The organism is Faecalicatena contorta (assembly GCF_001404335.1).
GTDB lineage: Bacteria > Bacillota > Clostridia > Lachnospirales > Lachnospiraceae > Faecalicatena > Faecalicatena contortus_B.
On sequence record NZ_CYZU01000086.1, the window covers coordinates 1 to 15661 of the forward strand.

Below are 15661 nucleotides of genomic sequence, written 5' to 3' on the forward strand. Positions count from 1 at the left end.
AGAAGCCATCAGGGCTTCTCGTGATGTCCCCAGGTTGCCCCGGGTTTCCTTCTTTTTTCCTTTACTCCAGCTTACAGTCCGCTTCCGTCCCCAGCCATCCCTATGTCCGGTTCCAGCGGCGTCCGTCCATTCATTCGCAAGCTCATTCCCTACTTCCGATTCCTGAACTGTACGGGTGTCATGTTGTACATTTTTTTGAATACGCGGTTGAAGTGTTCTACGTTTTGGTATCCCACGGATTCTGCGATGCTTTCTACGGTTGTATTGCTGCTTTTCAGCATGGAACGTGCTTTTTTCATTCTTACTTTTTTCAGAATGTCTCCAAATGTCATACCGGATTTTTCTTTAATGTATTTGGAGAGGTATGGCTTGGAGAGGAAGAATTTCTCTGATAAGTCATCCAGTGTTACGTCTTTGTAGTTTGCATAAATGTAGTTGGTGATTTCTAATAATCGCTCATCTTTGCTGGATTCGCTGCTCTTGATTTCTTCGATCTTATTAACTGCAACGACAAGCGCTTCCACGGATGCCTTGATAATATCTGCGTCGATTCCTACACCCCAATATTTCTTTTTGTTGCAAATTACACCTACATAGGCAACCGCTTTTGAGGAGGAGCCTTTTGTCAGGGAATGTTCTTCGTAAAATGCAAGTTCGTAGCTGATGTCAAAATAGTGCTTAATGGCATTGCTTACTGCGTCCAGACGGCCGTTTCCTACGCCGGTGATCCGGCGGTTGCTGCCTGAATGGTGGATGACAGCGTCTGCCACAATGCCGTCTTCCTGTTTAAAATGGCATTCATCCACTGTAAAGATGGATTTTGCATTGATGTAATTGTCTTCGAATATGTGATATACCCAGTCAGGATCCAGCTCTTTGTGCGCTTTGTCTGAAACGTCTTTTACCAGATAGCCTACCTCTTCTTTCATTTTATCCGGAAGGCTGATTCCGAAGCTCTGCTTCAGGATATAGTTCACGCCGCCCTTGCCGGACTGGCTGTTGATGCGGATTACGTCAGAGTCGTATCTTCTGCCCACATCTTTGGGGTCGATCGGAAGATACGGAACATCCCACTTATCACACTGTTTTTCTTCTCTCCATGACATGCCTTTTGCAATAGCATCCTGATGGGATCCGGAGAATGCGGTAAATACCAGTTCTCCTGCATACGGCTGGCGGGGAGAAACCTTCATCCTTGTGAGGTGCTCATATATTTCGCAGATGTCACTCATATTCGTGAAATCAAGTTTTGGATCTACCCCATGTGAAAACATATTCATTGCAAGGGTGATGATATCCACATTGCCTGTTCTCTCTCCGTTTCCAAATAAGGTTCCCTCGATGCGGTCCGCTCCGGCCAGAATTCCCAGTTCGGCATCGCTAACGCCTGAACCTCTGTCATTGTGCGGATGAAGAGAAAGAATCACGTTTTCACGGTATAACAGGTGCTTATCGAAATATTCTACCTGGCTTGCAAAAACATGAGGCATTGCGTTCTCCACTGTTGTCGGGAGATTGATGATTGCTTTCGTCTTACTGGTAGGCTTCCATACATCCAGAACCGCATTGCACACGTCCAGCGCATAGTCAACTTCTGTTCCCGGAAAACTTTCCGGACTATATTCGAAAGTAAAATTGCCTTCTGTCTCTTTTGCCAGTTTCTTTAATAACTTGGCTCCGTCGACCGCAATTTTTTTAACTTCTTCTTTGTCTTTTTTAAATACTTGTTCTCTCTGTGCCACGGAAGTGGAATTGTATACATGTATTACGGCGTGAGGAGCACCCTTAACCGCTTCAAAAGTTCTTTTAATAATATGTTCTCTCGCCTGTGTCAGCACCTGAATCGTCACATCATCCGGTATCATATTCTGCTCAATAATTGTCCGGAGAAACTGGTATTCAGTTTCCGATGCAGCTGGAAAACCCACCTCAATTTCCTTGAATCCTACGTCTAATAAAAGCTGAAAAAATTCGATTTTCTCGTCCAGGCCCATAGGTTCGATCAGCGCCTGGTTCCCGTCTCTCAAATCCACGCTGCACCATGCAGGCGGTTCCGTAATCGAGTCCTTTTTCACCCAGTCATAGCATGGTTCAGGCGGCATGAAATACATTTTTTTGTACTTTTCATAATTTTTCATAGTTACATCTCCTTATATTTTATCAAATTAATTGTCTTTTTTTATCTTCATCCATACTAACATAAGTATTGCCTATTATCCAGTGGTAAAATTAATCATTTAAATTGATATTTTTTAACATATACATACCAAAAATTGTTTTTATATACCACTTAAAGGTTTTTTCCTGTACTCCTGAAGCCGTTGTTATATCATAAGATCTTAATTTTTCTCCATTTAAAGTATATACGACCTCGCCGGCCTTCTGGCCCTTAACTACAGGGGCATCCAGTATCTCTTCCTTCTCCCAGCTCATTTCTACCTGCTCGTCGGTTTTAAGTAGCAGCCTCCATTTAGGATCTGCCCCTACAACTTCCAGGGGAACTTCTGTCTCTGTTTGGAACGGATGCTCTTTATCGATCCCATTTTCAACCTTCACTGTTCCCGCGTCTATTTCCTGCCAGATGTCCCGGTATTCATAGTTATCCAGCGCATAATTCATCAGAGCCTTTGTGTCCGCCCACTTGTAGCTTTTATTGTTGGGCCACCCGCATGCAAGCAGGGCCACGATAAAGGTTCGGTCATCCCTTCTAAGTGATCCCACATAACAGTAGCCCGCATCTCCCGTAAATCCTGTTTTCCCCGACAGCGCGCCGTCCATCATCTGCAGGAATGCATTATGGTTTGTACAGGAATACGTGGATTTTCCGGAGCAGTCGGTAAACTGGTAGGAGGGTGTCCGGGTGATCTCCAGAAACATCTCCTTCTGCGGCGAATCCATGATGCAATACTTCATGATTCTCGCCAGATCCTCCGCCGTAGTGTGATGGCTTCCGTTTTCGTCCGCGGCATCCAGTCCGTTAGGAGTAATAAAATATGTATTGCCGCAGCCCAGCTCTTTGGCTTTGGCGTTCATCATGTCCGCAAACCCTTCCACACTGCCTCCAATGTTTTCGGCAATGATCACTGCCGCATCGTTGTGGGATTCCAGCATGAGCGAATATAGCAGGTCCCTGAGATAAAATGTTTCCCCTTTATATGCCCCAAGATGAACCTTTGGCTGGGATGCGGCATATGCGCTCACTGTCATTTCACTGTCCAGTTTTCCATATTCCAGAGCCAGTATGCAGGTCATGATCTTTGTTGTGCTGGCCATCGCCTTCTCCTGTTGTCCATTTTTTGAAAATAAAATACGCCCGCTGTCTGCATCCATCAAAACTGCTGACTGGGCGTATAAATTATCCGGCTCTTCCGACTCTGCGCGAACCACCATAACTGTACTGCCCCAGGTTCCCGAAAAAACCATACAGCAGATTAAAATAAACACTGTGATCCGTTTCCTTATCTTATGGACAGCTTTGCCGTCCTGTCTTTTCCTTTTTATCATGTCCAGGCACTCCATAACATACTATGTTATTAGTATTTATGTGGGTCATGGCGCCAATAGAACTATTTTCGTTAAGATATACAGCCCATAGGCCGTGCATAATAACCTGTTTTCTCCTGATTCCTATATATCCAGCTTCAGCTGGGCCTCATCTTCCGCTTCCTCTTTAAAATGTTCCACCTGCTCCGGATTTATTGTAGGAAGTTCATCCAGCGACTGGACGCTGAACCTCCGCAGGAATTCCTCCGTGGTCCCAAACAAAAGCGGCCTTCCGGGTGCATCCATACGTCCAACTTCCTCAACGAGTCCGTACTCCACCAGCTTATTCACCGCATGGTCCGACTTCACGCCCCTTATTTTTTCAATCTCCAGCTTGGTGACAGGCTGTTTGTATGCGACAATGGACAGCGTCTCCAGCAGAACCTCCGTCAGTACATACCGTTTGGGCTGTTTTGCGATCCTGATCAGATATTCGTAGGTCTCTTTTTTCGTACACATCTGGAAAGAATCTTCCAGTTCTATAATCCGGATTCCCCTGTTGTCTTCCTCGTACCGGTCCATCATATTATGTATGATCTTTCTCGTCGTATTCTCGTCGTGTTCTATCACCGCTGCAATTTTTCCCAATTCCACCGACTCCCCCATCGTAAAGAGGATAGCTTCAATGATGCCCTGCAGTTTTTCTATCTCCATATCTTCTTCCATTCCTTTCAAATCAGCGAGTCAATCATAATATCCCCGCATGTCTCCTCCTGTTCTACCCGAATGGTTCCCAGCTTCATCAATTCCAAAACTGCCAGGAATGTTACCACAATATGCATCTTGCTCTTCTGCGCTTCCAGAAGCTGCCGGAAACTGAATCTCCTGTGTGACCTGGCATAGTCTTCCACATAGGACAGCTTAACGGGAAGAGGAACTTCCTCCTTCTCGATCGTACCGAACTTGCTTCTCACCGGGTCTATCTTATCCTCCTGGCGCTTCATGACGTCTTTGAATATCTGGTTCAGCTTTTTCAGCGTTAGATCTCCCAGAAGAAGATCTAAATCTACAGGCTCCACATATCCCATCACTTCCTCCGGAATTGTGGGAACCTTATAAAGGATCTGATCCGCATCCAGCTGCCGGTCTTTCAGTTCATATGCCATATACTTGTACATCTTATATTGAAGCAGCTGTTCCACCAGTTCGGCACGGGGATCTTCTTCCTCCCCCTCCTCGTTCACTTCCTTCGGAAGCAGCATTCTGCACTTGATATCCAGAAGAGTCGCTGCCATTACAAGGAATTCGCTCATAACATTGAGGTCTTCCTTCTGCATGTTCCGGATGTATTCCATATACTGATTTGTAATCTCCACAATCGGTATATCGTATATATCTATTTTATTCTTATCTATTAAATGAAGCAGAAGGTCCAGCGGGCCTTCGAACACTTCCAGCTTTACTGGTATTCCCATACTTACGCTCCCTGCTGCAGATATTCACACTGCATTTTATTATAAGGGAAATGCACAAAATACTCAAGTTTATTTCGTTTCCCTGTATGGAAGCAGGCTGATTGCCACCACTTCCGCATAATTGCAGAACCGCAGATTGATCGTGTGGGTTCCAAGTCCCTTGCTTACGGCAATCGCCTGACTGCCTTCCACGGTCATCTCCCCGGAATACTTTGGAAATAGCGCCGCCTGAGGAGTAATCACCCCCCCAAGCCCGGGAATGCGCACGATTCCCCCATGAAGATGCCCCGATACTGTCAGATCCGCCCCCCATTTCCTGTATGCAGGATAATAAACAGGATTATGCGCCAGAAGAATCTGATATTTGTCCCGGTCCGCCCTTCCAATGCATTGTCTGATATCTGCTGCGTCCACTTGGTGTTTTTTGAATTTCTCATAAGTAAGCATCGGCAGTTCAAGCCCGTTCACCCGGACAGGCAGCCTGTCCAGTTTTATGTCCGCTGTCTGGTTCTCCAGATAATGGACACCGGAGAGTGCCAGTCCTTCTTTGAACTTTTTGTATACGCTCTTTTCATACTTTTCCGGGTATTCTTTCAGCCTCTGCTCGTGGTTGCCAGGGCCATAATATACCGGACATATTGCAGGAAGCCGGGTAACAAAGTCCAGGGCTTCCTGATAAGAGGCGGTGTCTTTCCCCACAAGCATATCTCCCGCTATCAGGATCAGATCCGGCTTTTCTTTCCGTATTGCATCCAACAGCCTGCTGTTATGCTCTCCGTAGGATTTATTATGAAGATCTGCCAATAAAATGATCTTTTTCTCGCTGTCCAGTTTTTTAAATGCAGGCACCTTCAGGGTATATCTGGTAATTTTGAAAAAGCGCAGTTCCCGCCTTCCTTCAGCCAGACACAACAGGAAAACCAGAATAACCGCCGCAATGATTCCCTTCCACATCTTAATTGCCTTCTACAATGGCAATCCCGGAGCTGGTTCCGAGCCTGTCTGCCCCTGCCTTAACCATTTCCCTGGCCTTCTCTGTTGTCCTAATGCCGCCCGAAGCCTTCACGCCCATAACCGGCCCCACTGTCTGCCGCATCAGGGCAACGTCCGCCGCAGTAGCACCTCCTTTGGAGAATCCCGTAGATGTTTTTACAAAATCGGCTCCGGCCTCCTTGCAGATCTGGCATGCCTTTATCTTTTCCTCGTCAGTCAGAAGGCATGTTTCCAGGATCACTTTCACAATGGCACGCCCTGCAGCAGCCTCAACAACAGCGGCTATATCGTCCTTCACGTACTGCCAGTTCCCGCTCTTTATCATACCGACATGAATCACCATATCGATTTCCTCCGCCCCGTCATATACTGCAGTCAGCGTCTCGCCCACTTTTCCGTCTGTAGACATGGCGCCCAGGGGAAAGCCTACTACGGTGCATACCTTTACATCCGTTTCTTTTAACAGCTGAGCGCAATAGTACACAAAGCTGGAATTTACACATACGGAATGAAATCCGTATGCTGCAGCCTCATCACAGAGCTTTTTCACATCCTCCTTAGTGGCATCCGGTTTTAAAATCGTGTGATCTATCATTTTTGCAAAATCCATAATATTCCTCCATTGTATACCGGTATACACAGCCGGCATTGCATTTATCATCTACACTATCCTAACATCTTTTATCGGTAAATTCAATTTTTTATTGATCTTTGCCCCTTCTTTGATTCTACGTTTTAATTTTAATATATTAATACAATACGTTTACTATTCTAAAAATAAAAAAAGGAAGCAAGATACTCCTGCTTCCTTTAAAAATTTCTTATTTAATCATTTTTCAGAGCATCATCGAAAGCTACATCGGATGGTGAAAAATTAATTTTCTTTGTAAATGCACAGGCCTCGGTTCCCCCGAATACCCGTTCCATGCCACTGTCCTCCCATTCTATCGACAATGGTCCCTCGTAATTTTTCTGATTGAGAACCCGGATAATATTATCAAAATCAACGTCCCCGTGCCCTGGTGATACAAAGTTCCAGCCTCTCCTCTGGTCTCCAAATGTAATATGTGAGCCCAGTATTCCATTTCTTCCATTTAGGTTCACCTTTGCGTCTTTGATGTGGACATGATATACACGATCCGCAAAATCGTATAAAAATACTGCCGGGTCTACTCCCTGCCAAATCAGATGGCTTGGGTCAAAATTAATTCCTATTGTGGGGCGGTACTCAAATACTTCCAGAAGTTTCTTTGTACTCCAGTAATCATATGCTATTTCCGTAGGATGTACTTCCAGCGCCAGCTTAACATTGTATTCGTCGAATACATCCAGAATCGGAGTCCACAGTCTTTTCATCGTCTGATATGCTTCTTCCACCTGCTCTTCCGTCGTCTGCGGGAAAGAATACCACATTTTCCAAATTGGTGATCCCATAAAGCACGTTACTACCTCTACCCCCATATTCCTGGCTGCTTTTGCTGTATACTTCATCTCTTCAACAGCCCACTTCTGAATTTCCTCTGGCTTTCCTGCCAGTTCGGATGGTGCGAACCCATCCAGCCTTGGATCGTAGGCATATGTTAAGGCATCTCCGACACACTGCCCGGTCAGATGAGCGCCGATTGCCCAACAGCCTAAGTTGTATTTTTGCAGCACACCCAGGATTTCTTTTACATATTCTTTATTCTCAGCCGCTTTTCTTACATTCAGCTGTCCCCATGTTGCGATCTCTAACCCCTCATATCCCATTTTAGAAGCAGTACTGCACATTTCCTCCAATGGCAGGTCTGCCCACTGTCCCGTGAAAAGTGTTACTGGTCTTGACATCGTCTCTTTCTCCCTTCTTCTCTATAGCTCAACCCATACATTTCCATGCTCCTGGCTCTTAAGGCATGCCTCTACATACTTCAGTCCCTGAATGCCATATCCAATTGTCGGATAATCAATCATTTCCTCTGTAAAGGTTCCGGTCCTTTTTGCTGCCACGCATTCCCCGAAGCTGTCATACAGATTGCCCATCGCTTCCAGCCAGCCTTCCGTATGTCCGGCCGGAAGGCGTCCGTATCTGGCTGCTTCCGGAGTAATTGCAGGATAACTTCTTTTCACCAGGCGCGGAATACCATCCTCTTTAATCAAAGTTACTTCTTCCGGGGCCTCCTGGAACCATAGAATGGTGCCTTTTGAACCATAGATTCTGATTCGCAGGCTATTATCACATCCTATGGCAAACTGGGAAGTCCAGTTGATTCCTGTTGCCCCGCCTTCATACTCAACCAGAACCTGGTCATTGTCATCCAGCTTTCTTCCCGGAACAACAATATCCATTTTTGCCAGCACCCGTCTTATTTTTAACCCGGTCATCATTGTGACCGCATTCTCTACATGGGTTCCCAGGTCTCCCAGGCAGTTCACCCTGCCTGACTGTTTTGGATCACAGCGCCACTCGCCCTGTTTTCCTCCCCAATCCTTTTCATTGTATAGCCAGCCCTGAGGGTATTCTGCCATGACAGTGCGGACCGGGCCTATTTCTCCGTTTTTCACTAAATCACGCACATATTTTGCGGTCACGTGTCCCATATAGGTATAAGTAACCATAAAGAGCAGTCCCTTTTCATCGGCAATCCTCTTTAAGTCCTCCGCCTGGCTGCTGTCTGTTGCAAGCGGCTTATCACATGCCACATGAATCCCGGCTTCTAAAAATGCTTTACACACCTCATAGTGGGTGGCATTGGGAGTAACCACAACCACAAAGTCAATCCCATCTTCTCTTTTTCCTTCCGCCAAGGCCATTTCCTTATAGTTCTCATAACAGCGCTCTGTATCCAGCCCCAATGCCTCCCCATGATCTCTCGATTTCTCAGGATCCCTTGAGAAGCAGCCCGCCACAAGCCTCGCCGTATCGTCTACGCTGATCGCCCTCCGGTGTGCGTCTCCTATAAATGCGCCGGGTCCTCCGCCAACCATGCCGTATCTCAGATTTTTTCTCATTCCGGTTTGCCTCCCCATAGTTTTTCTCTTTCCTCTCTCTCCATATTCTTAAAATATTGCAGAGATTTTACTGCGCTATCCAGGGAATTATCTGCCGGAACACTTCCTTCTATTGTTATGAACCCTTGGTATCCATCCCGGAGCAGCATATCATAATGTTCCCTGAAATCTACCGCCCCCTCTCCAAACGGAACACTGACAACCTTTCTCCCATCGTTGCAGAGAATCCCGTCTTCTGCCGTACTATACGCAAAATCCTTAAAATGAACCGATACTGTCCTGTCTTTGAATATCTCATACACTTCTGCCGGATTCTCCAATGCAGTTAATGGATTTCCTGTGTCATGGGTATATTTCAGCTTCCTTACCGCTTGAAAGATACGTTCCATTTCGCCGCAGCTGCAGTATGGCACCGCAATGCTTTCCAGTGTCTCCGTGCTGATTGTCATTCCTATTTCTTCTCCATAATCCACGCAGGCCTTCAAGCCGTTAACCATATTATGGAATGCGTCTTCTCTCGTAATATCTGCATCTGCCGTATAAACAGAAGGCATAAGCAGTACATTGCGGCACCCCGCCTCGTGTGCATGGCTGATCAGGCGCTTTGCCCTTCCCAGCATAGTTTCAAATTTACTTTTTGTCTTTGCATTCGCAAAAGGAATGATAATATTTACAGAAGATAAAGTGATCCCATACTGTTCTAATATCTTCTTTGCTTCTTTCCCTTCCGTCTCTAAATGAAAATCCATCATGTCTATACCGTCATAGCCGGCATCTTTTGCAAATTTTACATAATCCTCGAAGGTCATACTGCCATTTTTGACGGGCACACCATGTCCGTTCAGAAATTCAAACACTTCATCAATTGTGGGGTTTTCGCCTTCGTACCCAAACTCTTTCATCATCATCATATGTATAAAATTCGGTTTCTTTACCTTCAGCTCATCGTTGACCATGAGCGACATTAAACTGTATTTCATGCGGCACCTCCTATCCCCTTATTTCCGCCAGTATTGACTGTTCCAGGCGGATATGCCGCTTCACATAATCAAAAGAACTTCTTCCGGGCTTGATCTGTCCTTCAAACTCTGATACGACATAACCGTCATAATCTTCCTCATCTAAAACTCTCAGGATTTTGTCGTAAGGAATCGTAGCTTCGCTTCCGTCATCCAGAATCTCGAAGAATTTACCGTGCATATGCGGGCAATACTTCATGATTTTTCTTAACCCATCAAAGTCAGGATTCTTCGAGAACTGCATATATCCATACATGGATTCAAACAAGTTCATTTCAGATGGTGTCGCATTTTTAGCTGACAAGATCTGACGGCCTTCCTCTCTTGATACTCCGTCATAGCGAAGCTGTGTTGCTAATTCTACAATTTTTCTGTCCGCACCGTTTTCAATGGCTCTGTTTAAGTCTGCCTTATTCGGCCTGTCTGCAAAGATTCCAAAATCAGGCACAAATCCCAGATATGCGGAGCCCGTCTCCTCAAACATATTGTAGTACTCCGTCATGATATGGCTGGAAGGCGTCTCCGGGTTATGGATCTCAATCGTGAGTTTTACTCCATAGAATTCGGCATATTTAGCTGCTCTCTGCATGACCCTTGGGGAGATTAAAAACTGTGATTTAAGTACCGGACACTCCAGTTTGTTTGCATTCTGAAGATCTTGTATTACGACAGCAAGCATCTCTTCATCCGTCAGATTCCTGTCTTTTCTCTTGCCGCGGTCCATATTACCGCTGACCGCAACCAGCTTTACGCCATAATCCTGAGCATATCTCCTGATTTCACCTGCATATGCATCACTGACATACGGATACTCCGGAAACATTGAGGTCGCAACAATCTCCATTCCGTCGCACCCTAATTCTGCTATATGCCGCACCATATCCTCCAGAGTCGCTTTATCGTCAACCCATTCTGCCACATAGGAATGCGTTGTAACACCTAATTTTATATTACTCATCTTTATACCATCCTTTCTGACTTAAGCAATTGTATCTTCGAGAATCATGATCTTTTCATCACAGCTGTCCACCGGTGTATACCTATCTTCGGCCCCTGGCTGGGGAAGATACGGATTGCGAAGCATAAGAGTCAGCTTAACCCGGTGCTCTCCAGCCTTCAGCCCGCCTTCCTTTCTGATTTTAATGGTCGCCGGATCTTTAATGCTCCAAAATTCGTAATATGCTTCTTTTAACTGATTCGGCATAAACTCTTTTCCATTGATACAGAACCGTATGGACTCTTCCTCTATTTTTTCATGATCCACTTCAACAGCAAGTTCATCAATGACTGATAAATAATGGCCCCGGTAGTATGCCAGCCTTAAGTCAAACTGATAACCCGCCTTTCTTTTGTTTTCATAATAATTTTTTAAGGTACCGTCTCTTAATGTTTCTGTTAATTTGACTCTCATTACAAATCCCATGATTTGTCCTCCTGTTCTATTCATTACATTCCCTTCTTAATTGCCTTCCTGTACAGCTGCCGCCCGGATCTCTTCCTGGCTGCTTTTGTTCTTAACAAACAGCAATGCCAGTACAGCAATTACAATACTTCCAATTCCGGCCATGATAAAGCGGCTGCCGGCATCCGGTCCAATCATTGAGGATGCCAGATTGACTACGACCGGCGAAAATGCCTGTCCGAGATTGATGATCGCAGACAGAAAAGCAAGGGAAAAAGTCAGTGTACTCGGCGTGCTCATCTCGGATACGTGGAAGTTGGCCGTGGACGCAAACATGCAGAAGCCCACACCTGTTATAAATGCCCCCATGCAAATCAATACGACACTATTCCCAAGAAATCCTATCAGAAGTCCTGCTGCACCCAGTGCATAAGCCGCAGCAATCGTCTTCCTTTTTAACTTCACAACAATTTTCCCAACAAAAAATCCTGTAACCAGCCCTGCTATGGTATAACAAGTCGTGATGTAACTGGACTCTACCGCGCCTCCCAAAGATCTCTCTGCCACGAGCACAGCTGCATTATTATTGAATACATTGATGCAGACATAGAACACAAATCCTGTCAATGCGATCATCCACACCTGCTTTGACATACGTCTGCTTTGCTTGATCTGTCCGCTTTCCTCTTCCTGATCCAAATGTCCTTTAGGCAGCAGAATACATTCCAGAATAATAATCGGTATCAGGATCAAATATGCCAGAAAAGCATGATACCATACGGATGCTCCTAACCGGCCGCCCAGCAGTGAACTTACGGTTCCCCCGATTGAAATAAATGCAGCATATAGCCCAAGCATCCCGCCTCTTTCCGCGCCTTCGAAAAACTCGCAAATCAGTGCTGTCAGCGCGGTCATAGCGATCCCCATGCCAACACCGATGATACAGGAGCATGCCAGAATGACCTGTGCATTAAAATGGAAGAAATAGGGGAGTATGCCTCCGACCAAATAACAACACGTACCAAAAATAATCAATGTCTTTTTTAAAAAGCGTTTTGCCAGTCTGGCTGCAACCAGCCCCAGCGGGATAGAAATCAATGATGGAATAGAAATTATCATCTGGATCAGGGATACGCTGGTATCCGGAAACTCCTGAACCATCGCTGCTATAACCGCTGCCGGCGCCAAAAATGTCATCATTCCCATGGCTGACAGCAGCAGCGATACCTTTGCCTTCATTTTATCACTCATGCTTGATTCTCCTTTTCATTTTTCAGATTCATGAACCTTTTAGCTATCGATAACTATACTATAGTGATATTTAAAGTGAATTACAAAGGAGAACTTGTTGTACAGAAACGACAAGTTTGTGGTTTTATCTTATGTTCATATATTGCTAAATAACTGTTTTTTATCTATAATGTAACTTGAATTCACTGTAACAGCAAAGGAGGAGGGGAACCATGGACCACATTCATGATGTAAATGAATACGAAAGAATCCCGCATACACAGGTAAGCAATGTCAACTTCTTTCTGATTAATCTGACCTACCGTCCCCCTCACATGCACCATGACTTTGAGATCGTGCAGGTTATTGAAGGAGGCCTTCATGTCAAGACACTCACAGAAGAATTCGACCTCGGTCCCGGTGAGATAGCATTATTTAACCCGAATGAATTCCATACATTACATAGCAGACAGAGTGACTGCATCCTTTTGACCATCCAGGCAGACCCTTCTTTTTGCGCCGCGCATTACCCTGCAATCCAAAATATACGTTTTAATACCAGCAATGTCACTTCCATCACTCCATTTGCTGAAGCCCTGGATATCATCCATACTTGTTTTAACCTTGGCTATAACTACTGTTTTAGAGCGCCTGGTTTTGAGCTTCGTTGTGTCAGCGACCTGTACCGGTTATTCTGGTACTTTACAGCATTTGTGCCATACCATATGCTGAAAGATACAGAAATCGTCAACGCCAGGAACAAGGACCGCAGGCTGACACGAATCATAACCTATATCCACCAGCGCTATAGGGAAAAAATAACACTTTCGGAACTTGCAGAAAAAGAAGGCTTGTCGATAACATATCTGTCCCATTTTTTTAAAGACGCTATGAAAATGTCCTTTCAGGAATATGTGAATTCTTTACGATTTGAGCACGCAGTACTTCTGTTGAAAAAAACAGATATGAATATTACAGATATTTGTCTGGAAAGTGGATTCTCTGACAGTAAATATTTGAATAAGCGGTTTCAGCAGGCATATAACATGACGCTGAAAGAATTCAGAAAAAAGACATCTCTTATGGCGCCGATTGAAGAATACAGCCAGGACGGAAAAATGGAACAATACATTTATACTCCACAGCAGGGGCTGCAAATCATGAGGAAGCATCACTATTTTGATTGTGATCACCCGAAAGTATAGTACACATAAAAAAATAACCGGTTATTTATATTTAACAACTCAGGTTTTATAAAATATCACGAACCATGCAGGGGACGCCGCTCCCACATGGTTCGTGATATTTTTCTTCTTCATTTCCGGATATGTACTCGGCCATAGCAACGCATGCGTCGTTTAAAAATGATAGACACTTACTGCTTGTTCCATATCTACGCAGGTGATACTGAAAATATGCCGCAGAATCTATATCCACGGCATATTTACATTCTTTATACGACTGCCTCAATCAAAATCTTATCCTTTACAAACACTTCGTGTACGCCAACTTGTTTGTTCTTGTTAAAGTTAAAGCTAATCATATATCCCTTATTTTTTTGGTAATCATCCAGATACACTGCTAATTGTTCTTCTCCCCGGCGGTTGTATTCCTCTCCATGCCAGATTTTCATCTCTACAATAGACTGCTCCCCACGGTAATCAACTATCACATCTGTACGCCGCATCCCTCTTGTCCTGGATTCAATATAATAGTTCCCTACTCCATTGATGATCGGTCTGAGATAAAGCAGAAAATACTTTCTTCCCTCCTCTTCCAAAAAAGTTTCATCACTGTCAGCGTATAGTTCTGTAAAATGCGCTACGAACTTTTCCAGTATGAGCCGCATGTTCAGATGACCGCCGATGATAAACTGGTTCTTATCCTTTAGGGATGCTTTATAAATATCTTTATCATGCATTTCATTTGCAGATAAGTAATAATTATAGAGTAACGTATCAAATATCCTGTTCGCCGGCTCTACCATGCCATCTCTGTTTTTCACAAACCCAAACATAGACGCAATCTCAATCGCCGGGTTCAAGGCATTATAAGCAATTCCCCTTCCAGAGAACAGTAACGCGTATAGCATTTCATCCATTTCCGGGTAATCTGACAGCTTATTAATCAATGATTCAAATAGTGTATTTTTCTCCTGCAGCAATAGCCTTTCAGCTTCCAGAAATCCAGATTTTGTCCAAGCAGACTGCTTGTCTGGGCAGACCTCGCTGTTAGCAATCCTTTCGTCGATAATCTTGCAAAGACGGGAAACCAGATAAGGATAGCCTGATGTATAATCAAAAATCATTTTAGCCATCCCCATTATATCCATGCCAGTATGCCAATCGTCTTCATATTCTTGCAACATCCCTGCAATCTCGTCGGTCGAAAGACTCATGTCTACATTAAAATCAGCAGCAATATTCCAAGGGCTGTTATACTGCCTTTCACTTTCACTGCGCATTTTTAGCTTTAAGTTTTTAATATCATGTACCCCGGCTAAAATCACTGAATGAAAAGTAGGTCTGTCGGTCCTTTTCAGGTACTTATTCCTTAACATTCCTAGAAAATCTAAAAAAATAGGCTTTCCGCTCGCATAGTCTACCTCGTCAATAATCAAAACCATTGGGTGAACACTCTCCTTGCAAATCTGTGAAATCACATTTGAAAATTCTCTTAAGGAAAGTTGTTTATCTCCGTTTGCATACTCTGCCAGCATCTGATAGATTTCTTGCGGAACTCCCTTGGTTTCTCCATAATCAATCGTCTCACATAAAAGACCGCTAAATTCCTTGCAGAAATTAGAGTCCTCTTTATAGGCAAAATCCCCCATTCCCTCGAAACTTAAGGAAAACACTATATACTCTTCTGAAAGCATCTGCACCAGCTGCCGGATCGTCGTCGTTTTTCCATACTGTCTTGCTCTGTTGATGGTAAAATACTTGCCCGCATCCACAAGCATTTTGATCTCATTCAGCTGCCTGTTGACATTGACCATATGTAAATGTCAATATAAAAATGATCAAAAAGTGGAAAATAAAAATGTACATTTTCCAAGATCTATTCCTCAG

Annotated in this window: 14 protein-coding genes; 1 reads left to right on the forward strand and 13 read right to left on the reverse strand. The window is 44.4% G+C overall.

The window, feature by feature from the left end; all coding sequences use genetic code 11:
* Positions 1 to 149: 149 nt before the first annotated feature.
* From ARB69_RS24180 to ARB69_RS24235, 12 genes are all read right to left on the reverse strand, one after another.
* Entirely contained in the window at positions 150 to 2138 is a 1989-nt protein-coding gene (locus tag ARB69_RS24180) for a 2-isopropylmalate synthase (protein WP_050642368.1), read from the reverse strand.
* A gap of 91 nt (positions 2139 to 2229) precedes the next feature.
* Positions 2230 to 3504 (reverse strand): D-alanyl-D-alanine carboxypeptidase family protein, encoded by a 1275-nt coding sequence (locus tag ARB69_RS24185; RefSeq protein ID WP_055155259.1) that lies wholly within the window; start codon positions 3502 to 3504, stop codon positions 2230 to 2232.
* A gap of 123 nt (positions 3505 to 3627) precedes the next feature.
* A complete protein-coding gene (gene scpB / locus ARB69_RS24190) occupies positions 3628 to 4197 on the reverse strand; it encodes an SMC-Scp complex subunit ScpB (RefSeq protein ID WP_050642793.1) in 570 nt (189 codons plus the stop codon).
* 17 nt (positions 4198 to 4214) lie between these two features.
* Complete coding sequence (locus ARB69_RS24195) at positions 4215 to 4958, reverse strand: segregation and condensation protein A (RefSeq protein ID WP_050642370.1); 744 nt, start codon at positions 4956 to 4958, stop codon at positions 4215 to 4217.
* 69 nt (positions 4959 to 5027) lie between these two features.
* Positions 5028 to 5912: a metallophosphoesterase gene (locus tag ARB69_RS24200; RefSeq protein WP_055155260.1), complete on the reverse strand. Its 885-nt coding sequence runs from the start codon at positions 5910 to 5912 to the stop codon at positions 5028 to 5030.
* Between the two features lies 1 nt (position 5913).
* The gene (gene deoC, locus ARB69_RS24205) at positions 5914 to 6561 is read right to left on the reverse strand and encodes a deoxyribose-phosphate aldolase (RefSeq protein WP_050642794.1); all 648 of its coding nucleotides are present in this window, start codon (positions 6559 to 6561) and stop codon (positions 5914 to 5916) included.
* Positions 6562 to 6776: 215 nt separating this feature from the next.
* On the reverse strand, positions 6777 to 7778 hold the full coding sequence (locus ARB69_RS24210) for a sugar phosphate isomerase/epimerase family protein (RefSeq protein WP_050642372.1): 1002 nt from the start codon (positions 7776 to 7778) through the stop codon (positions 6777 to 6779).
* Between the two features lie 21 nt (positions 7779 to 7799).
* Entirely contained in the window at positions 7800 to 8939 is a 1140-nt protein-coding gene (locus tag ARB69_RS24215; protein WP_050642373.1) for a Gfo/Idh/MocA family protein, read from the reverse strand.
* Complete coding sequence (locus ARB69_RS24220; RefSeq protein WP_050642374.1) at positions 8936 to 9919, reverse strand: sugar phosphate isomerase/epimerase family protein; 984 nt, start codon at positions 9917 to 9919, stop codon at positions 8936 to 8938. The genes ARB69_RS24215 and ARB69_RS24220 overlap by 4 nt, the downstream gene beginning before the upstream one ends.
* Positions 9920 to 9929: 10 nt before the next feature.
* Positions 9930 to 10916 carry a sugar phosphate isomerase/epimerase family protein gene (locus ARB69_RS24225; protein WP_050642375.1) on the reverse strand — a complete coding sequence of 329 codons (987 nt, stop codon included), beginning with the start codon at positions 10914 to 10916 and terminating at the stop codon, positions 9930 to 9932.
* Positions 10917 to 10937: 21 nt separating this feature from the next.
* Positions 10938 to 11381, reverse strand: a complete 444-nt coding sequence (locus tag ARB69_RS24230; RefSeq protein ID WP_050642376.1) for a C-glycoside deglycosidase beta subunit domain-containing protein — start codon at positions 11379 to 11381, stop codon at positions 10938 to 10940.
* A 36-nt stretch (positions 11382 to 11417) separates the two neighbouring features.
* On the reverse strand, positions 11418 to 12611 hold the full coding sequence (locus ARB69_RS24235) for an MFS transporter (protein ID WP_055155261.1): 1194 nt from the start codon (positions 12609 to 12611) through the stop codon (positions 11418 to 11420).
* Positions 12612 to 12823: 212 nt separating this feature from the next.
* Here ARB69_RS24235 and ARB69_RS24240 point away from each other — a divergent pair, with 212 nt between their 5' ends.
* Entirely contained in the window at positions 12824 to 13795 is a 972-nt protein-coding gene (locus ARB69_RS24240; protein WP_055155262.1) for a helix-turn-helix transcriptional regulator, read from the forward strand.
* Between the two features lie 248 nt (positions 13796 to 14043).
* Here ARB69_RS24240 and ARB69_RS24245 read toward each other — a convergent pair whose 3' ends face one another.
* Positions 14044 to 15588, reverse strand: coding sequence for an AAA-like domain-containing protein (locus ARB69_RS24245; RefSeq protein ID WP_055155263.1), 1545 nt, complete (start codon positions 15586 to 15588; stop codon positions 14044 to 14046).
* Positions 15589 to 15661 lie beyond the last annotated feature (73 nt).